Source organism: Microcoleus sp. MON1_C1 (assembly GCF_036701945.1).
Classification (GTDB): Bacteria; Cyanobacteriota; Cyanobacteriia; order Cyanobacteriales; family Microcoleaceae; genus Microcoleus.
Map to the genome: position 1 here is coordinate 25,413 of NZ_JAUBRO010000051.1, position 20,437 is coordinate 45,849.

Sequence of the window (20,437 nt, forward strand, 5' to 3'; positions counted from 1 at the left end):
CCATCTTCCCCATCTTCCCCATCTTCCCCATCTTCCCCCTCTTCCCCCTCTCCCCCATCTCCCCCATCTTCCCCCTAGCCCCTTCTTCATTTCTAACTTCTTGATTGTCACCATTGATCTTGAGTGTGCATTGCTGTAAGATAAATCGAATACTACGGTAAATCGATTGACTTAACGTATATATCACGGAAGTCCTAATTAAGCGAGACATTCACCAAGGAGTCGAGGAGACGAATCATGAGCAAGTGGTTTGCCATTGCCAGACGTAGGTTACTGCTATTTTTTATTTCTGGGCTGTTTCTATCGCTATTAGTCAATGCCTGTAATTCTTCCTCTCCTGGAACTAATACTACAGCAGCATCCCCAGGCTCATCTCCTACGGCAGTTCCTACGGTAGTACGTTTAGATTATGCCTACTACAATCCTGTCAGTCTCGTACTCAAAGAGAAAGGCTGGCTAGAAGAAGACTTAGCCAAAGCCAATATCAAAGTGGAATGGGTGCTCAGTCAAGGTAGTAACAAGGCATTAGAGTTTCTCAATGGCAGCAGCATTGACTTTGGCTCGACTTCTGGTGCTTCCGCACTGATTGCCAAAGCCAATGGCAATCCCATCAAATCTATTTACGTTTACTCCAAACCCGAATGGACGGCATTAGTAACTACTGCAAATTCTTCCATTCAAAAAGTCGCCGATCTAAAAGGCAAAAAAGTTGCAGCAACGCGCGGAACAGATCCGTTTATTTTCTTGTTGCGTGCCTTGGATCAAGCCGGTTTGACTACCAAAGATGTGGAAATTGTGCCTTTGCCCCACGCTGACGGTAAAGCTGCCCTTGAGAAAGGCGATGTCGATGCTTGGGCTGGTCTCGATCCATTTATGGCACAGACAGAAGTAGAAAAAGGCTCGAAACTCTTCTTCCGCGATCCCAAACTCATTAGTCAAGGCTTTTTGAATGTCCGCGAGGCATTTGCCAAACAATATCCTGAACAAGTTAGTCAAGTGCTAAACGCCTATGAGAAGGCAAGGAAATGGGCGATCGCAAATCCTAGTGAACTCAAGCAAGTGGTGATTAAAGCATCGAAGCTGACAGAATCGGTAGCAACTAAACAATTAGAGGAGCGAACCGATATATCAAGCTCATCGATTGGTGACGAACAAAAAGCCGTTATTAGTGCTGCTGGGGATGTCTTGAAAAAAAGCGGCGTGATCGAGAATTCCGTTGATGTCATTACAGTAGTTAACAATTTAATCGATCCGCAGTATGTGGCAAAGGTTGCCAAATCATAAGTAAAAAACATCGGCTGTGGATATAAACCAACTCACCCAGGCAGATCGGAAAATTAAAAGTTAAAACTTAAAAAATTAAAGCATCATTTTAAATTTTGCATTTTTAACTTTTAATTCGGCTTCAAAGCTATCTATGCAGGACAGCAAACACTAAGTTATGGGACAAAGACTTGCTATCGCAATCACAAGCGCACAAACAGGTAATATTTGGCAATTCCTCAGTCGTCTGGGCAGAACAAAGGGCTTGCTATTGCCAGTCTTTCTCTTAATATTGTGGGAAAGTCTGTCTAGGTTTGGCTTGGTTGCTCCTAACTTGTTACCTGCTCCCTCAACTATTGTCATAACAGTTGGGAAACTCGGTGCAGCAGGGGAACTATGGCAGCACATCGGCATTACACTCTATCGGGTTTTTGTTGGCTTCTTGATTGGTACATTTTTGGCCACTATTCTAGGAGGATTAACAGGCTATTCTTGCCTAATTCACGATTTACTCGACCCACTTTTGCAGTCACTCCGTAACATTCCTTCCCTCGCATGGGTGCCGCTATTCATCCTCTGGATGGGAATTCATGAGCCTTCTAAAATTGCTCTGATCGCCGTTGGAGTCTTCTTCCCCGTTTACTTAAATCTCATGAGCGGCATTCACAATGTCGATCGCAAATTGGTTGAGGTTGGCAAAATCTATAGACTTAATGATTGGCAGCTTATCAGTCGTGTGTTCTTGCCTGCGACTTTGCCTGCCTACATTGTCGGTTTGCGAAGTGGCTTGGGTTTGGGCTGGATGTTTGTCGTGGCGGCTGAATTAATGGGAGCCAGTCAGGGTTTAGGCTTCTTATTGATCGATGGGCAAGCGACTGGACGACCGGCCATCACCCTCGCTAGCATTCTCTTGTTTGCGATTTTCGGAAAAGTGACTGACTCGGTTATTAGCCTTGCATCGCATTGGCTACTCCATTGGCAGGATGTTTACGCTTCCAACCATTAGTTCAAAGTATTAGTTTAAAGCATTCGTTCAAAGCGCCAATGAGGAAACATATATGCTACTTATCGAAGGACTACATAAACGATTTCAAAATGGCTTTGTAGGGTTAGAGTCTATTGATTTAGCTGTTAATCGTAGCGAAATTGTTAGTTTTATTGGTACGAGTGGTTGCGGCAAAAGTACACTTTTACGGCTCATTTCTGGATTAGATTTGCCAACTTATGGAGATGTGCGAATTGACAATATTCGCATTGACAAACCTCATCCCGAAATTGGTGTAATCTTTCAAGAACCTCGCCTGATGCCTTGGTTAACAGTCTGGGAAAATGTGCAGTTTGGTTTGCATCACTTACCGAAAGATGAACGCAAGGCACGGGCAAGTGATGCTCTAGTTAAGGTTGGATTACAAGATTTTGCTCGTTTGCTGCCGCGCCAACTATCAGGAGGAATGGCTCAACGGGTAGCAATCGCCCGTGCCCTCGTCACTAATCCTTCTATTTTGTTGCTAGACGAACCCTTTAGTGCTCTCGATTCCTTTACTAGAATGCAACTACAGGATCGTCTGTTAGAAATTTGGCAATCCGATCGCCAGACCATTATTCTTGTGACCCATGATGTTGAAGAAGCAGTGATTTTAAGCGATCGCGCGATCGTCATGCGTGGCAACCCTGGACGCATTCATCTTGAGCTAGATATCAATCTTCCCCGTCCCCGCAGGCGTACCGATCGCGATTTGCAATATTGGAAAGAAAAATTATTGAGTACCTTGGATTTATCCAATACGCAAACGGTTCCCTTAGAGGTTTAAATCCCAGGCTGAGATCACAATTAATATCTAATCAAGAAGGAGGAGGTTTCCTTTGTAAGTTCTATTAATTTAAAGATGTAACAATTTCTATATTATTTTGAATAAAATTGTTGCCAAAACCCATCATTATCAAAGCAGCTATCTCAAAACCTAAATCCTAACTCAGCAAAAGTTGACTTCAATCATGACTACTAAACTACTCCCGAGCTACGATCCCACTCTCTTTCAAGGAGCCATTTCTTATTACCTGCAATATCGACCGCGCTACCCAAATACTCTTTACGATTTAATCTCACAGGAATTTCAATTAGATGGGCAAGGCAAGCTTCTCGATCTCGGCTGTGGGATTGGCTTGGTAGCGATCGCCTTGCACGATCGATTTCAATCTGTTTTGGGTATCGATCCCGATCCAGAAATGCTCGAAGTTGCCAAGCAAGAAGCTAAACTGGCTCATGCTTCAAATATCGCTTGGGTAAGGGATTTAGCAGAAAATATTTCCCCAGCAATTGGTACATTTTCCCTTGTCACCATTGGTCGTGCTTTTCATTGGATGGATCAAGAACTGGTGCTACAGCGTAGTTACGATCTGCTCGATCGCACCAGTAACGCTAATAGGGGGATAGCGATTATTCAAACTGAAAAAGATATTTGGTCAAATGACTCTGTTTGGGCACAAAATGTGCTAGCTACGATCAAAAGGTGGCTAGGAGAAGAGCGGCGTGTGGGATCGAGCAGCGTTCCTTTGCTCTACAAGTCTGATTTAGAAGTTTTGGATCGATCGCCATTCGTTCGGATTAAGCGCCATAAGATTGACTTTCAAAAACACTGGACGATTGATAATTTTATTGGTTATCTCTACTCCACCGCTTACTGCCGTCGTGATTACTTTAATGGCGATACATCTGTATTTGAAGCGGAAATTAAAGCAGCAATTCTCAGTGCAGAACCTTCAGGTCATTTTGTTGAAGATGTACCTATTTCTGTTTACTTGGGTTTTAAGGACTGACCAACCTATAGGAATCCTAAATCATTTGTACCTCATTACTTCCCTCGATTTTTGTATCATCAATATGAAAATATCCCTTGTAGACTCGCAAAGCACAACACAACAAGACAGCAAGCAAGATTATGTAGCGATAGCGAAATCACTTGCTCAAGAATTTGCTGCTACTGCCATCGAACGAGATCGTCTTGGCGGTACGCCAAAGTATGAACGCGATCGCATTCGATCGAGCGGTTTGCTCAGTTTGATTATTCCTAAAGAATATGGCGGTATTGGCGAAACATGGATTGCTGCACTGCAAATTTCCCGCGAGTTGGCAAAGACTGATAGTTCTCTAGCCCATGTTTACTCCTATCACCATTTAGGGGTTATTATCCCGCATCTTTTTGGCACGGAGGAGCGCAAGGCGCAGTTCTACAAAGATACGGTGACAAACAATTGGTTTTGGTGCAATGCTCTCAATCCCCTCGATCGCCGTGCGACTTTAACTCCTGATGGTACAGGCTTTTTACTGAACGGTACAAAAAGCTTTTGCTCTGGCTCCAAAGATTCTGATATCTTACCCATCACTGCGGTTCGTCAAGATACCTCCGAACTCACAATTATTGTAATTCCCACTCAAAGAGAGGGAATACAAATCCATGACGATTGGGATAACATCGGGCAACGTCAAACCGATAGCGGTAGTATTAGTTTCGACCAAGTGCACGTTTATGACTCGGAAGTGTTTGGCGCTCGCACCCGTGCTGATATTCCTTTCCGTACTTTACGATCTTGTTTGACGCAAATAAATCTTGCCCATATTTATTTGGGTATTGCGGAAGGAGCATTTGCTGCTGCTAAAGACTATACTTGCACCGAAGGACGACCCTGGTTGACTTCTGATGTTCCTAGTGTGACCCAAGATCCCTACATTCTGAAACACTACGGGGAAATGTGGGTCGATCTGCAAGCGGTTAGCAGTTTGACGGATCGAGCCGCCGCCATTCTGCAAGCAGCTTGGGAAAAAGGCATAGATTTAACAATAGAAGAACGTGGAAAATGCGCGATCGCGATCGCAACGGCAAAGGTTGCTGCCACAAAAATAGGTTTAGATGTGACTACTCGCATTTTTGAAGTGATGGGGGCGCGTGCTACCACCAGTAAATATGGTTTCGATCGCTACTGGCGTAATCTGAGAACGTTTACGCTACATGATTCTGTTGACTATAAAATTCACGATCTGGGTAACTGGGTACTCAACGATCAGCTCCCCAATCCCAGCTTTTATACGTAAAAATCATCCTTTTTGAAGGAGGTTTTATCTTCACTCGCCGATATCTCAGGTTTTTATGTAGATAGCAGCAGGGCTATAGCAATCCTTGCAGGAGTCGTAATTTTTTTACCCACCCTAATTCTCCCCGAAGCCGCTCGCTCGGGAGTAAGAAATGCACAAATGATCTAGGATTGCTATAGATGCTACTTTTTCTCCTGCGGGTACAACTGATACATTGCCCCTGAATATTAATCATTCAAGTAACTAGATAAGTCAGACCAGCAAAAATTTACACAATGTGCTTGCATTTTTGAAGTCATTTGTGGAATAATAGGAGCTTATCAGGATAAACTACGGTATATCGGTCGGGTTATCGTTGCTTGCTCATCCATAATGATTAGCTCAGCTTTTACATAGCTATTGCGTTTTTTTGTTTTCAATACTTGAAACTTAGGAAGGAAAAGTGTTAACCCGATTAAGAGAGAGCCATTTTTTAGCTAAATTGAGGCATTTTGGGAGCCAACTCAAACCTAGTTCAATCAAGACCTGGGCTTTGCTTTTTGCAGTTGGCTTCAGTTTGAGTTTGACCGTTTCTGCCTGTAATCCTACTCAGCAAACAAATACAACTACTGCCCCGACTTCTGCTGCCACATCCGTGGCTAGTTCTAAATCACAACAGAGCAATGTAATTAGGATCGGCTATCAAAAATATGGAACTCTAAGTATCCTTAAATCACGGGGAAGTTTAGAGAAACGTTTGGCTTCCCAAAGCACTTCTGTACAGTGGCTTCAATTTCCCGCTGGCCCTCAATTACTAGAAGCTTTGAATGCAGGCACTATTGACTTTGGCCATACAGGAGAAGCGCCGCCTATTTTTGCACAAGCTGCTGGCGCACCATTGGTATATGTTGCGAATGAGCCTCCTAATCCTAAAGGTGAAGCTATCTTAGTACCAAAAGATTCTTCTATTCAAGATGTGGCTGGGTTGAAAGGCAAAAAAGTTGTATTTAATAAGGGTTCAAATGTGCAATATCTCGTGGTAGAAGCATTAAAAGCAGCCGGATTGAAATATAGCGACATTCAGCCTATTTATCTGCCACCAGCCGATGCGCGGGCAGTTTTTGAACAAGGTAGTGCTGATGCTTGGGCAATTTGGGATCCATTTTTTACCGTAGCGAAACGAGCTACAGAAGCTCGCGTTCTTAAGGATGGGGAAGGGCTTGTAGCTAATCGGGAATTCTATCTAGCTGCCAAACCTTTTAACGAGCAATATCCGGACCGGATTAAGGCAATTTTAGAGGAACTTCAAAAAGTAGATGAATGGGCGGCAGCTCAACCAACTGAAGTGGCAAAACTGCTGTCTCCTGAGCTTGGTATTGATGTTCCAACTTTAGAGGAAATCTCACGGAGGCGGCCTTACGGTGTGCAGCCAATTACGGATGAAGTCGTTACTTACCAGCAAAAAGTTGCTGATACTTTCTTGGATTTGAAGCTGCTTCCCAAATCGGTAAAAATTAGCGAAGTGGCTCAGCTAACTAAACAATAAATAGTGATGGAGAGTAAGACAAATGGAATTATTTTGGTTTATCCCAACTCACGGAGACGGTCGCTATTTAGCTACAGGAATTGGAGGGCGCTCTTGCAATTTTTCCTACTTAAAGCAAATCGCTCAAGCCGTCGATCGTTTAGGATTTACGGGCGCTCTGCTTCCGACTGGGCGTTCTTGCGAAGACGCATGGGTAGTGGCTTCATCTCTAATGGCTGTTACAGAACAAATGCGTTTTTTAGTAGCAATTCGTCCTGGATTAATGTCTCCTGGGGTAGCAGCACGGATGGCAGCAACATTTGACAGGTTATCTAACGGACGCTTGCTGATTAATGTTGTTACGGGCGGCGACCCGATTGAATTGGCGGGGGATGGAGTGCATCTGGGTCACGACGCACGTTATGAACTGACGGATGAATTTTTGACAGTTTGGAGAGAGATGCTTGAAGAGAGTAACTCGACTAACGGGCGAGAGCAAGAAGTCAATTTTAGCGGTGAATACCTTGAAATAAAGGGCGGAAAACTTTTATTCCCCCCTGTACAAACTCCTCATCCTCCATTATGGTTTGGCGGTTCTTCGCCAATAGCACAACAAATTGCCGCTAAACATATTGATGTTTATCTTACTTGGGGAGAACCGCCACAACAAGTAGCCCAAAAAATTGAAGCTGTAAAAAAATTAGCTGCAGAACAGGGTAGAACTGTGCGTTTTGGAATTCGCCTTCATGTCATTGTGCGCGAAACTGAAAGCGAAGCTTGGGAGGATGCCAATCGATTGATTCAATATGTCGATGAAGATGCGATCGCAGCCGCCAAAAAAGCTTATGCTAGGATGGATTCTGAAGGGCAGCGGCGCATGACTGAACTGCACGCAGGCAGCCGCGAAGCTCTGGAAATTAGCCCCAATTTGTGGGCGGGAATTGGGTTAGTAAGAGGCGGTGCCGGTACTGCTTTAGTGGGAGATCCCGATACTGTTGTCGCGCGAATGTTGGAATATTCCGAATTGGGAATTGAAACTTTCATTTTTTCTGGTTATCCCCACTTAGAAGAAGCATATCGAGTGGCTGAATTGCTATTCCCCCGCTTGCCGCTGAAAAACCAACCGACTGTACATCAACCGCAAATGTTTAGTCCTTTTGGCGAAATTGTTGCCAACGAAAAGTTTCTCCAACAAAAACAAGTTATTCCTACGAGCGCGTCATGAATAAAAACTGGCTTAAAAACCCCTATTTTCAGCAGGTAATTCCCTGGATTGTACCAATGGTGCTGATTGTTAGCTGGCAATTATTGGTGCAGGTGGGTTGGCTTTCCACAAGAGTTTTACCAGCACCAACAGGTGTTTTAAATGCTGGATTTAGATTGGCAATTAGCGGAGAACTGTTTCACCATATCGGAATTAGTGCTTGTCGTGCGCTGGTTGGTTTCATCATAGGCGGAGGAATTGGTTTGACTCTGGGTTTCCTCAATGGTCTTTTTCCAATAGCCGAAAAGCTGCTAGATACTTCTCTACAAATGGTTCGTAATATTCCACACCTCGCCTTAATACCTCTAGTAATTTTGTGGTTTGGAATTGGCGATCCAGCTCGATTATTTTTGGTAGCTTTGGGTGTGTTTTTTCCAATGTACATCAATACATTTCACGGCATCCGCAGCGTAGATGCCGGATTGATTGAAATGGGAAAAATTTATGGTCTGAGTGCCACGTCTCTTTTGTGGAAAATTATTTTGCCTGGGGCCTTGCCTTCAATTTTGGTGGGCCTGCGATATTCCTTGGGGATTATGTGGCTGACGCTGATTGTCGCAGAAACAATTGCGGCGGACTCTGGTATTGGTTACATGGCAATGAATGCTCGCGAGTTCTTGCAAACTGATGTAGTGGTGGTGAGCATTATCATGTATGCTTTGTTGGGTAAGTTGGCAGATGCGATCGCCAGAAAGTTAGAAGAGAAATGGCTTGCTTGGCATCCCAATTATCAGCCAGCTTAGGTTGAAAAAAGAAGCCATAAGAAAGAAAGATGAGATTGTCCCATTTTTCTTTCTTAGTTTCTCTAGAAATTACAGCTACAAACCCCTGTACAACTATGAGCCATTTGATTGAATACGAAGACGCAAATGATGAAGTACGGGCAGTGTATGACGATATTCGTGCGACACGGAAAACAGATTATATCAACAACTTTTGGAAAGCGATAGCCAACCATCCGCCTACCCTGCAACGTACCTGGCAGAATGTGAAGGAGGTGATGACGGCTCCGGGAGAACTCGATCCCCTGACCCGCGAGTTAATCTACATTGCTGTCAGCGTTACAAATGGTTGCCCATACTGCATTTCATCTCATACAGCTTCCGCGCGAGCCAAGGGAATGGATGATGCCATATTTGGGGAACTGATGGCGATCGTGGCAACCGCAAACGCTACCAATCGACTGGCCAATGGCTATCAAATTCCGGTGGATGAACAATTTAAATTATAAAAGGCGTTCAATCTTAACTACTTATAATCTATCTCTATGGCAACTGAATTAACAGTAGATGTTTCTCAGATTCCCGTTATCGATATTAGTTCGCTGGTATCGGATAATCGCCTCGATACTGTTGCAAACCAAATCCGGCAAGCTTGCTGCAGCACAGGTTTTTTTTACATTGTTGAGCATGGTGTAGACAAAGGCTTGCAAAACCGTTTGGAGCAACTGAGCCGTCAGTTTTTTGCTCAAGATTTAGAAACTAAAATGCAAATTCGGATGGCGCTGGGAGGTCGGGCATGGCGCGGCTACTTTCCGGTTGGAGGTGAACTGACGAATGGTAAACCAGATTTGAAAGAAGGAATTTATTTCGGATCGGAATTGAATCAAACCCATCCGGCTGTTCAAGCGGGCGTTCCCATGCACGGAGCAAACCTGTTTCCAGATATTCCTCTTTTTCACGAAATAATACTAGAATATCTGGCGGTGATGACTCAACTGGGTCACGCAGTAATGGCTGGAATTGCCCTGAGTTTGAACTTAGAAGCATCTTACTTCCGCGATCGCTATACGACTGATCCCCTGATTTTATTTCGCATTTTCAACTATCCACCACAAAGCAATCCGCAAGGGCAATCCTGGGGAGTGGGAGAACATACCGATTATGGTTTGCTCACGATTCTCAAGCAGGATGATTTAGGTGGGTTGCAAGTGAAGACAAAATCAGGCTGGATTGATGCTCCCCCGATCGCCAACTCATTTGTTTGTAACATTGGCGATATGCTCGATCGGCTCACAGGTGGACTTTATCGCTCTACTCCTCATCGAGTCAAGAATGTGTCAGGACGATCTCGCCTCTCATTTCCCTTTTTCTTCGATCCCAATTTCAATGCTGAACTCCACCCGATCGAAATCAAGGGAGCGATCGTCGATGACAACAAGAACGAACGTTGGGATAAAGCCAGCGTTCACGAGTTTCGCGGCACTTACGGCGATTATGTCCTGAACAAAGTTGCAAAGGTTTTTCCCCAATTGCGCCAGGAAGTTTTGTAAACAGTCACCCATTGGTGACAAGTTAAGGCTCAAAGCCAGTTGTCAAGGGGATTTTCGGAGGTAGCTCAAAGAAAAAAGGTTCTCCACTGCCGACATTATAACTCTAATGTCAACTGGGGCTTAAATCCCTGCCAGATGAAAGGATAAGAAGCAAGTTCTTATCCTTGGTAGTCAGCGATCGCTTTTTGCCCTATAACTACTGCAACTATTACCAGGGGAAGACACTCATCCACTTGGATAAATGATTTTATTTCAATCGCTGCTGGCTGGGCGATCGCGCTTATTCTAAATTCCCTGCTTTCTTAACAGCTTGTTTCAAGTCTTCAAAGGTAATATTACCCTCTTCATCTCGATACGTCGCTAGCAGTTCCGCGGGGCTAGTACCTGTTTCTGCTAAAATGACTGCATTTAACCCAGGACTTAAAAAAAGCTCATTACTCGATATTTTGCCATCTTGATCGCCATCCAAGGCATTAAAAAGAGATTGAAGCTCTTGCTCAGTTGCCATAAGTTTCTATTTGAATTAGTTTTTTCAATTCAATATCCCATAATGTTGAAAAAGATGCAAGGAAAGTTACCTTTTACCCTGGCAGATACAAGCTGTTGCTGTCGTTTGGGCGTGTGCGTGTAGATACCTGGAAGTAGTCGCTACCGATTCATGCCCTAACGTCTGCTGCACCAAATGAATCGGCGCGGCCCTGTCTAGTAAATGCGAAGCGTGGGCGTGACGCAACCAAGGGGGCTGACCTTTCCTGTAATCCCAGCGCGGTTCCCCAGCATCGTCTTCACCCCTGCTATTTGGAAGGTAGAAGATATCAGGTGTTTTGCTTTATCCAACATTTACCCACAAGCGGGGATTTTTAATTACCTGGTTTCCAAACTACTTCTTCAACTTTGAGCTGCTTGGGAATTAAGCCTAGTTCAAAAAAAGTATCCGCAATTTCCTGTTGCTCGGCAACCATATCAGCTTGGATCGGTTCAAATCCATAACTCCGCCGTCGAGTCACTACATCTAAGATAGAAACATCAATTTTCAGAATGGGAGCGAGAATCTTGACTACTTCTGCGGGATTCGCATCAGCCCAAGTCGCTACTGCTTGAGTTTCTTCTCTAATTGCGTCAATGACTTTGACATTCGGCTGAGCAAATGAGCGATTAGCTAAGTAAAAATCTCGGTTAGCTGCTAGTCCTTTACTATCTTTAACAACACGAACATCTCTTGGCGCTTGAGCTGCTGCATAAAACGGGTCCCAAATTACCCAAGCATCTACGTTACCTTGTTGGAAGGCAGCTCTGGCATCGGCTGGTGTCAGGTTGGCCGGCTTAATTTCACTCCATTTTATCCCTGCGGATTTCAATGCTTTTGCTAGCAGGTAATTGGCGCTTGAACCTTTTGTAAAAGCTATTTTCTTACCCCGCAAATCTGCCAGGGTTTGAATTGGCGAATTAGCAGGAACTAAAATACCTGAACTGCGGTCTTTGGGGGCGCTACCGCCAATGTAAAGCAGGGGTGCGTTAGCAGCCTGGGCAAAGACTGGAGGAGCGTCCCCGGTGCGCCCGATGTCGATGCTGCCGGCGTTTAGCGCTTCCAACATCGGGGGGCCTGACTGAAATTCTTTCCACTCAACGGATATGCCTAGAGGCTGCAAGCGTTTCTCTAACCCGCCTCTGGCTTTGACTAGCGTGAAGGGGTCTAATTTCTGATGGCCGATGCGGACTACCTGAGCTTGAGCTGCTGCGGAGGAAGCGGCGGGGCTTGCAGATCCCGTAGGGGTGGGAGTATTGCAGGAGGCGATCGCCCAATTTAAGCTGATTCCCAATAGAAATAGCGCTGCTAGGGAAAGGTGCGATCGCCATAATTGAGCAAGGAATGAAATCAGTCTTTTGAGCATAAACAATAATATTGTTTGTTGGTAACTTTCCGCTCAGAGACTTCCAACTAATTCGGGTTTGCCAGTTTGCAGGGCACCAACAAACTCTTGCAACTGCGATCGCAATCTTTGTTCTGTTTCCTCTTCAAGTTGTACGCTTGTTTCGTCATAACTTTGGATCTGCGTGTCTAAAACATAGGCACCAGCCAAGATATGACTAGCGCCCAGCTCGGATAACACTGGTTTGAGGGCGTAGTTAATTGCTAATAAGTGACCCAGCGTACCTCCGGTGGCGATGGGGAGAATAACTTTACCAGCTAAACTCTTCTGCGGGAGCAAATCTAAGTAAGCTTTGAGTACGCCTGTGTAGGCTGCTTTGTAAACAGGTGTGGCGATGATTATGCCCTTGGCTTCTACTACTAAATCATTGACTGCTTTTAAGTCTGGGTTCGCGAATTGTCCGTAAATTAATACCTCTGGCGGGAGATCGCGGACGTTGATAGAGGCCGTACTCAGTCCCTCTTTCTCGACAGCGCGGCGGGCGTATTCCAGCACTGCAAAAGAGCGGGATGGATGAGACGGGCTACCTGCGATCGCAACAACATTAGGCATTTAATAGTCCTCCTATTTTTGACTCATTTAAAAATGAACGATTTACGGTATAGCCACTAAATACGGTAACTTGGTAGATTTACCGTATTTTATAGATAGTAAGCTAGCACGGTCAATTTTAAAAAGCAAGTAAATTGAGATGTAAAGTTTGATAACTCTTACACAAATTTTGCGCGATCGCGAATCTCGGTCCAAAGCAACTGTCCGGTTATTTCCCCCAATACAGCAGACTCTCACCGGACTCAAAAACAGAAACCGGTTCGCCGCCGGATGCGGGTTCACCCAGAAGTAAGGGAAGGAGAGTTACCCCTGATGGTCGCTAGAACAAGCAGAACCTTTACAGGAAGAGGGTTTGCTTGTTCTTAACAATTATTTATCAAAGTTCCCGAATTTTGGGAAAAAATTCCCTTGCTTTTTGTAAATACCTATGCAATACTCTTGTTTAATCGTAAAATACTATAACTTGACTGACTTACAGTAGATTAAAGTTAGAGATGCTAATCTGCTCTTCACCCAAATCGGTGAGCAGCAGGCTCATTAACACTTGCTTAACAGCAACTTTTGCAAGCGAAATAAAGTTAGCACTTAACTTTTAACTGTTAATTGTTATGAGCCTGTGCGATGAATTGTCAGATATATAGAGGTTTTTTAAAATGGAATCAGGACTCTCAGGAATGCGCTTAGAATTAGTAAAACTCCAGAAGTCATTTGGAAATATTGAAATTTTGCGGGATATCAACCTCGAAATAAATCCCGGAGAATTTGTAGCAATTGTGGGTCGCAGTGGATGTGGAAAAAGTACCTTGCTGCGCTTAATTGCCGGACTAGAAATTCCCAGTCAAGGCACGGTTTTTCTAGACGGAAAGCCGTCTAAAAAACTTAACTCGAAAGTGAGAATGATGTTTCAGGATGCACGGCTACTACCTTGGCAAAAAGTGCTGGCCAACGTGCAATTAGGGCTACTAAATGCCAAAGAAAACACTCGCTATAAAGCGATGCAAGTCCTTCACGCTGTAGGGCTTGCCGAGCGCGCCAGCGATTGGCCGGCTGTACTCTCCGGCGGTCAAAAGCAAAGAGTTTCTTTAGCAAGAGCCCTCGCCTGCGAACCCGACTTGCTGCTGCTTGATGAACCCCTCGGCGCGTTAGATGCTTTGACCCGTATTGAGATGCAGCAATTGTTAGAAAATTTGTGGCAAGAAAAAGGATTTACCGCGCTACTGATCACTCACGATGTAGAAGAAGCAGTGGTGCTAGCTGATCGAGTTATTTTAATAGAAAATGGTCAAATAGCAATGAACTGTTATATTGATCTCCCACGACCGAGGCAGAGAGGAAATGCTGTATTTGCTGCGAAAGTAGACACTATTTTGCAGCGCGTTATGGAGCAAAAACAAAGTAGTAAAGATGCAGAAAAATATGCAATAACTGCGTTTCGGTAAACGGTGGTTGTCAGAAATTATTTCAATAGCAAATTGTGTAAATTAGTCTGAATGATTATGCTAAATTCTCACGAAAATGCCCACTAATTAACGCTCGGATTTCACAAGTATTAAAGTTTTTCAATCTGAAGTTATTCGGCTTGAAAGGGTTTGGTAGTCATGCACATTCATGATATCGCTTTATTATGCAAAAATTATAGTAAGGTACACAGTTAAACATTGCTACCCTATGGTTTTGCAGTTTTTTTGAGAAAGACAAGATTTTACGAACCCAACGAGAAAATCGCGACCGTAAAGTATTATTAAGTCTTTGAATATGACTGGTTTTTCCCGATTCTTTGCCTACAGGTCGATGTCTTTTAAAAGGTAGCACTTTTGAATAATATTCCCAAAAATCAGTATAAAAAAAAACACCTGGTCTATCGACAGGAGGTAAAGATGGCCAGAGCTGGGACGCAAATTTTTTGAGCGGTCTCCAATATAAAGCCTAGCCTATCAAGTCAGACGAGCGATCGCACTTTCGCAAGAGGTCTAATGATTAAGCACTTTGGGGAAAGTCCCAACCAACAATAGGTTGCAAGCCAAGGATTTTGATTTCTTTGGTGGGGCGGAAGATGCCTTGATTTACGTCAATTCCGACAGATTTTAGTTGCTCAAACCCGTTTTTCTGGAATGGGTGACAAGGACTGGTAATTTTGTTTCGCATCCACAGGTGAGGATTGTGCGTTTGGTGTCCTTCCCAGTTTCTAGGATAGTCAGGGCAATCGAGAGGATTTTTCCAGCCTTTATATTTCAGAACTTGCAGACACCAAGCACGGCATCCCCATTCATCGGGAGTTGGATCTTTGGGCTTAATTATCCCATCGCCACTGAACCAGTCTAGGTTAGGGATTTCTCCAGGGGAGCCGTTTTCACGCCACAGAGTAAGATAAGTTAGTGGCTTAGTGGCATAGTGGCTGCCTTCATGGAGGATATTCCACCACTTATCGAAGGGTGGTCTGATGGAGATGTGACTGATGTCCAGTTTGCATTCATCTTGAAGAAACTGCCAAACTTCTGTTTGTGTGGGAATGATGAAGTTTTGAGTGTTGGTTTTTGTTTGGCGATCGCATTCTGGATAGTTGGAAGCTGCGGTTGCACAGGAGTCGTGGAAGTTGCAGTCGTTGTAGTTGATGGTTGAGTGGTTGTTATTCATTGCAGTTACTCCAATTTCTCATTCATCAGTTGTTCGGTTTGGCTTGGTTCGGGGTGTATGAGACTGTCCAAGCGTTTTTGGCACCGATCGCTTGGGCAATCCAGGCTTTGTGTTGATAGGGTTTGCCTTCTTTTCGGGCGCGATAGAGAGTGGTGGTAGATACGCCGAGAAGGTCTGCTGCTCTCTGGGTGGTGCAAGATGGTTCAATTACGATAGGGCGTGAGCGGTGCTTGGAATTTTTGGGTTGGTTGCGATCGTCTAGGCAAACGGGTTCACAGCCTGGAATAGGTAGGCTAAGTTGAAATGCTTTCATTCGCTAAATCTCTGAAACGTATGTCTGATGGGATGTTTCAACGATAGTCGGCGCTAGGGTCAGCGATCGACTAACTGGAGTTAGCAATTTGTTAGCATTGATTCAGCAAGAACTTGATGACGGTTAATTAGGATGTCTCCCATTCCAGATCCACCAGAAGAGAAATTTGATGAGGCTGCAAAGAAGTTCAATCTGGAAAAATTGAGAGCAGACTTAGAAGCTGCCCAGCACGAGAGAATCACCGAAGCACCTTGGAGATATTTCAAAGGTGTGCTTTGTGAACATGACACCAAGGAAATCGCTACTAAGTGTCAAAAATCCCCAGCAACAGTTAAAGTTGCCCTAACTAGATATGTCGCACCATACCTAAAAATCATTCTCAAACTACAAGACGACTCGATAGACACGATAGGTGGCTGGATTCGTGTCCCTCAATTACTTGCCAAGGCTGGATACGGATTACCTAAGCAGAGTCAGAAGCCCTTACTGATTAACTGGAGAGAAGTTTGCCGTTCCATGCTGGAACCAAAGCGGGAACTTGCCAGCAATCTGTTTACCTCTGGCATGGGGATAACGTTTGAACTCGATGATATTCATGTCCCTCTAGGATTGGTTGAGCGCCCTCAAAAGGTTCAGCGTCGTGATGATTCCTCTCCAGAAGAAGGTTCACGAGTATATCGAGAAGAAAAGGAGAAAATCACCCCCATCGACTACGATGATTTTTTCCAGCAGGTTCTCGCCCACCAGCAGAGTCCTAAGAGTAATGGCAAACGCCTCAACATCATTGGTGAACCAGGTGCAGGAAAAACAACTCAGTTGTTGAAGATTGCTGATTGGGTGTTGGATGAAACTGAGGATTGGGCGATTTGGATTTCTTTAGGAGTAGTTGGCGAAAAGCCTCTACAGGAGTATTTGCTCAAAGATTGGCTGCGAGATGCGGCAGGTAAGTTTGATGCTGCACCGCCTGAATGGGTGGAACAGTTAGAACAACACTTGAAAGATGGGCGAGTGTGGTTGCTGTTGGATGGTGCAGATGAAATGCAAGTCGCTGACCCCTTGGGAAAACTTGCCGAATTCGTCAGAGTTCCCTTGCTGAAAAATGTGCGGGTGGTGCTGACTTGCCGCCTGAATCTCTGGGATGCTGCGGGAAATGCTCTATCTGAGTTTGATACTTACAAAATGCTGGATTTCAGCTATGGGGATGGCAAGAATTCAGATCGGGTGAAGCAGTTTATTGATAAGTGGTTTGGGAACCCCTCCCTAGCCCTCCCCTACAAGGAGAGGGAGGAAGAAGCCTCCCCCCACGTCGGGGGGACTGAGGGGGGTCAACAATTACGTAAGGCTTTAGACGAAACTGGCAAAGAGCGAATCAAGGATTTAGCACGCCATCCTTTACGGTTAGCGCTGTTGTGTTTTACTTGGCAATCTGGACGAGAAAAATTACCAGATACCAAAGCTGAACTCTATGAGATGTTTGTTGAAGCGCTCTATGTCTTGAAAAAGGGGGTATTTCCCACCACCTCAGCACAGCAAAGAGACTTAAATGCAGCTCTTGGACGACTGGCTTTGAAGGCGATCGACAAGGGATTCAAGTCTATCCTGCCCCATAGTTTAGTTTATGAGGAACTGGAGAAACCATATCCCGAATTATTTGAGTTAGCTGACAAATTGGGTTGGTTGAATCAAGTAGGTGTTGAGCTAGAAAATTCACTCAAACCAGTTTATGCTTTCTTTCATCCCACATTTCAGGAGTATTTTGCAGCAACAGTGATTGATGCTTGGGAATTTTTCTTGCCACGTGAGCATAAAGATAAACCAGTAAAAGATAAAGAGAAATCGGTAAAATATAAACGCTATCGAGTTTTTGAGTTGCAATGGAAAGAGGTAATTTTACTCTGGCTGGGGCGTCAAGATGAGAAGCTAAAAGAGCAGAAAGAGCAGTTGATAAAAGGTTTAGTAGAGTTCTGCGATGGATGTGACAGTGAAAACTTGAACTTTTATTGGTTTCGAGCGTATTTTCTTGCAGCAGAGGGGATTAGAGAGTTTCCAAACTGCAAACTAGCAAAGGTGATTGTCGAGCAAGTAGCAATCTGGGCTTGCAGTAAACGCTGGTTGTCATCTGATCCTCTATCAGAGACAGCAAGAGAAATATTGAGATATACAGATCAAAGCAGAGCGATCGATGTTCTAATCCGCATATTACACGAAAGTCAGCCTACTCGGCATGACATGACTTGTTTACTAGCTGCTACTGGTTTATTAGAAATTGATTCAAGTCATCAGGAAGCTATTTCAGCTTTGACAACACTAATGAATTATTCCGATTTTGAACCTATTGAGTGGCTGGCTGCTAGAGTTTTACTGAAGAAATTTCCTCATCATCCAGAAGCAACAGAAAAATTGATAGGCGATTTAGATTGGGAAGACAAAAAGGAGTCATGGCGAACCTTTTACGGTAAGTCCGAAGAGATTGCTAATCTAATTAGAATGCTTTGCTCTAGTTCAGACAAATCAACTCGTATTAAAGCGGCTCAGAGTTTGATGAAAATTAGAGAAGTCACGGAAAATATAGGAAATTACACTCTTTCTGATTTGATTGAATCTATTCACAGCAATCAGTATGGTTCAATTGGTCACTATTATTTTTTAATGACTGATATACTGGGTCATATTGGCTTTGCCAATAAAGATGCTATTAATTTCCTGATTAGGATAATCGATAATTCAAATAGCTTTGATGATTTAAAACAGGATGCAATAGATTGGATTCGTAGACGAGCAATTGATAGTCTGGGAAAAATCGCCACTGGTGATTTAAAGGTAGTCAAGGTTTTGACTCAAGTTATATATGGTGATTCCCCAATAGAAAATCGCTATAAGGCAGCGATAAATTTAGGCGGTACAGCTAGTTATAATCCCATAATTTTACTTCATTTGATTGAATTTATTTGCACTGGATGGGTTAGAAGGAATGAACAAAATAATTCTTTGGGAACCGTCTCAAATTTTAGCGATTTTGAACGTCCAGAATTTAACGCATGGTATAGGGGGAAGGTTTTTTATCAACAAGCTCCTGAACTCCTACACGCAGCCACCCAAATAATATTTGCTGCACTTACTCAAGGTAATTTTTATCAGACAGTAGTTACAAAACTAAGTGGCTGCCTGCAAGAGGATACAGATAATCAGCACCATTCCTATAACGACCGTTATGAGTGCTGCTACCAGCTCATCTGGCACTGTGCCCAAAACATGAGCTATCCAGACTTTTATGAAGCATGGCACAGGCAATCCACCGCTACCCATCCTGCAGCACCTGACAACATTCCTGTTGGTAACTCTGCTGAAGCTCAAATCCTCGAAGCGCAAAACATCGAATTTAACCAACTGCGAACCTCTGCACACACTCATCCTCTGGCAATCAACTTACTATCCCTCAAAGAAGAGACAGAACAAGGAGCGATCGCGCAAAAACTCTGCAATAAAATCTACAAGCATCACGCTGTCAAAATTCCAGGGAAACCACCCACAGTCAAGAATGATGCTGAACTTCAACAACACCTCTTCGAGATTCAAGACAAGTTGCAGCGCCCAAACCTAGCTTTGGTTTTGTACATCAAAGACGCTAACGGTTTTTACCAGCCAACAGAGGAAGCGATCGCATTCTGCCAAAAACTTGCCGATCCAGACTTGGGGATTCACCTTGCTTGGATTACCAACCAGTCTCTTGAGCAACCCTTGAAGGATATTCAACCTGACCCACTAAAGCTGATTAGCAAGATTCAAAGCTGGATGGATGAAATTATATAGGATTACGTTTTGGTTTCTTCTACCCAGTTGCTAGACGCACCATTACATAAGTTACTCGATCTGCCTCAAGCCACGCGCGAAGCGGTGAGGAGTTACTCAAGTTGAGTGCAATCCATTACGAGGAAAGAGTTACTGAGAACCTGCAAAAGTTTTGTCCAAGTCAACTAGAACGGGATGTCCAAATCGTCTTCACCATCATCTACCGATAACTGTGATGGTGGTACTGGAGATAATGCTTCGTCAGGAATTACTTCCATCCAATATGGATGCTTGTCGTGAGTCACCTGGACAAACCAGGCTTCGTTAAGAAAGAAACAGACGTTTAACTCGTCCAACACCAAGCCCACCCGGAGGAACTGGATCGTCAGATGTGCATACCGCCAACATGAAGGAGCTTAAGGTGCGATCGAAGCACCGGGTAATGTTTTCCAACCGCTTGACGATTCGTTTCCTTTTCTGTGCGAGCCTTTTTCAGGTTCTTTTCCAAACGACGCAGGTCAGATTCTCTGCGTACATCACTCTCAACTACTAACCACAAAAAAATTTTGGATAAATTAACCCTAGTCGTTACACCGTCGCGGGTGTCTCAGCATCATGTGAGCTTTGTGGAAAGTGACCGCGCTCAACCAGAGCGCGTACAGGCTCACCCTTGGGTTATTAATAATAACCGTTTGTTTCAAATTACAAATCCATTGTTTCAAATCATAACGTTAATTATATTTCTCTTATACCAATTTAATATGAAGCTGCATAGAATAAAGCTTCCAGAATGAAAGTGTAAGAAGATAGTGAACTGATTTCTTC

The 20,437-nt window shown here is 44.0% G+C and carries 18 protein-coding genes and 1 pseudogene; 12 read left to right on the plus strand and 7 right to left on the minus strand.

Annotation, left to right across the window (positions count from 1 at the left end; all coding sequences use genetic code 11):
* Positions 1 to 237 precede the first annotated feature (237 nt).
* The 10 genes from QUA62_RS23610 (at position 238) to QUA62_RS23655 (ending at position 10,393) form a co-directional block, all read left to right on the plus strand.
* Positions 238 to 1,284 (plus strand): aliphatic sulfonate ABC transporter substrate-binding protein, encoded by a 1,047-nt coding sequence (locus QUA62_RS23610; protein WP_190660302.1) that lies wholly within the window; start codon positions 238 to 240, stop codon positions 1,282 to 1,284.
* A 157-nt stretch (positions 1,285 to 1,441) separates the two neighbouring features.
* Positions 1,442 to 2,269: an ABC transporter permease gene (locus QUA62_RS23615; RefSeq protein ID WP_333407128.1), complete on the plus strand. Its 828-nt coding sequence runs from the start codon at positions 1,442 to 1,444 to the stop codon at positions 2,267 to 2,269.
* Between the two features lie 52 nt (positions 2,270 to 2,321).
* Positions 2,322 to 3,074 (plus strand): ABC transporter ATP-binding protein, encoded by a 753-nt coding sequence (locus QUA62_RS23620; protein ID WP_333407130.1) that lies wholly within the window; start codon positions 2,322 to 2,324, stop codon positions 3,072 to 3,074.
* A gap of 184 nt (positions 3,075 to 3,258) precedes the next feature.
* Positions 3,259 to 4,080: a class I SAM-dependent methyltransferase gene (locus tag QUA62_RS23625; protein WP_333407132.1), complete on the plus strand. Its 822-nt coding sequence runs from the start codon at positions 3,259 to 3,261 to the stop codon at positions 4,078 to 4,080.
* Positions 4,081 to 4,144: 64 nt separating this feature from the next.
* Positions 4,145 to 5,353: an acyl-CoA dehydrogenase family protein gene (locus QUA62_RS23630; protein ID WP_333407134.1), complete on the plus strand. Its 1,209-nt coding sequence runs from the start codon at positions 4,145 to 4,147 to the stop codon at positions 5,351 to 5,353.
* A 442-nt stretch (positions 5,354 to 5,795) separates the two neighbouring features.
* Complete coding sequence (locus QUA62_RS23635; protein ID WP_333407136.1) at positions 5,796 to 6,878, plus strand: sulfonate ABC transporter substrate-binding protein; 1,083 nt, start codon at positions 5,796 to 5,798, stop codon at positions 6,876 to 6,878.
* A gap of 22 nt (positions 6,879 to 6,900) precedes the next feature.
* Positions 6,901 to 8,082: an FMNH2-dependent alkanesulfonate monooxygenase gene (ssuD, locus tag QUA62_RS23640; RefSeq protein ID WP_190660313.1), complete on the plus strand. Its 1,182-nt coding sequence runs from the start codon at positions 6,901 to 6,903 to the stop codon at positions 8,080 to 8,082.
* A complete protein-coding gene (gene ssuC / locus QUA62_RS23645; RefSeq protein WP_333407138.1) occupies positions 8,079 to 8,864 on the plus strand; it encodes an aliphatic sulfonate ABC transporter permease SsuC in 786 nt (261 codons plus the stop codon). Before ssuD ends, ssuC begins: the two co-directional genes overlap by 4 nt.
* A gap of 29 nt (positions 8,865 to 8,893) precedes the next feature.
* A complete protein-coding gene (locus QUA62_RS23650; RefSeq protein WP_333407140.1) occupies positions 8,894 to 9,352 on the plus strand; it encodes a carboxymuconolactone decarboxylase family protein in 459 nt (152 codons plus the stop codon).
* Between the two features lie 36 nt (positions 9,353 to 9,388).
* Positions 9,389 to 10,393 carry a 2-oxoglutarate and iron-dependent oxygenase domain-containing protein gene (locus QUA62_RS23655; RefSeq protein WP_333407142.1) on the plus strand — a complete coding sequence of 335 codons (1,005 nt, stop codon included), beginning with the start codon at positions 9,389 to 9,391 and terminating at the stop codon, positions 10,391 to 10,393.
* Between the two features lie 280 nt (positions 10,394 to 10,673).
* Here the strand turns inward: QUA62_RS23655 and QUA62_RS23660 are convergent, their stop codons facing one another.
* The 4 genes from QUA62_RS23660 to ssuE all read right to left on the minus strand — a co-directional run bounded on the left by QUA62_RS23660 (position 10,674) and on the right by ssuE (position 12,876).
* The gene (locus QUA62_RS23660; protein WP_172190219.1) at positions 10,674 to 10,901 is read right to left on the minus strand and encodes an EF-hand domain-containing protein; all 228 of its coding nucleotides are present in this window, start codon (positions 10,899 to 10,901) and stop codon (positions 10,674 to 10,676) included.
* Positions 10,902 to 10,967: 66 nt separating this feature from the next.
* Positions 10,968 to 11,072, minus strand: coding sequence for a hypothetical protein (locus tag QUA62_RS29490; protein WP_445301707.1), 105 nt, complete (start codon positions 11,070 to 11,072; stop codon positions 10,968 to 10,970).
* 181 nt (positions 11,073 to 11,253) lie between these two features.
* Positions 11,254 to 12,285, minus strand: a complete 1,032-nt coding sequence (locus tag QUA62_RS23665; protein WP_333407144.1) for a sulfonate ABC transporter substrate-binding protein — start codon at positions 12,283 to 12,285, stop codon at positions 11,254 to 11,256.
* Positions 12,286 to 12,318: 33 nt separating this feature from the next.
* Entirely contained in the window at positions 12,319 to 12,876 is a 558-nt protein-coding gene (gene ssuE, locus QUA62_RS23670) for an NADPH-dependent FMN reductase (RefSeq protein ID WP_333407146.1), read from the minus strand.
* 653 nt (positions 12,877 to 13,529) lie between these two features.
* Here ssuE and QUA62_RS23675 point away from each other — a divergent pair.
* Positions 13,530 to 14,315, plus strand: coding sequence for an ATP-binding cassette domain-containing protein (locus QUA62_RS23675; protein ID WP_333407148.1), 786 nt, complete (start codon positions 13,530 to 13,532; stop codon positions 14,313 to 14,315).
* 157 nt (positions 14,316 to 14,472) lie between these two features.
* Here the strand turns inward: QUA62_RS23675 and QUA62_RS23680 are convergent.
* From QUA62_RS23680 to QUA62_RS23690, 3 genes and pseudogenes are all read right to left on the minus strand, one after another.
* Positions 14,473 to 14,715 (minus strand): annotated as a pseudogene (locus QUA62_RS23680) (IS1 family transposase); the annotation flags it as partial.
* A gap of 138 nt (positions 14,716 to 14,853) precedes the next feature.
* The gene (locus QUA62_RS23685; protein ID WP_333407150.1) at positions 14,854 to 15,510 is read right to left on the minus strand and encodes a hypothetical protein; all 657 of its coding nucleotides are present in this window, start codon (positions 15,508 to 15,510) and stop codon (positions 14,854 to 14,856) included.
* Between the two features lie 25 nt (positions 15,511 to 15,535).
* Entirely contained in the window at positions 15,536 to 15,823 is a 288-nt protein-coding gene (locus QUA62_RS23690) for a hypothetical protein (RefSeq protein ID WP_333341504.1), read from the minus strand.
* A 132-nt stretch (positions 15,824 to 15,955) separates the two neighbouring features.
* Between QUA62_RS23690 and QUA62_RS23695 the strand changes: the two genes are divergently transcribed.
* Positions 15,956 to 19,633, plus strand: a complete 3,678-nt coding sequence (locus QUA62_RS23695; protein WP_333407152.1) for an NACHT C-terminal alpha/beta 1 domain-containing protein — start codon at positions 15,956 to 15,958, stop codon at positions 19,631 to 19,633.
* Positions 19,634 to 20,437 lie beyond the last annotated feature (804 nt).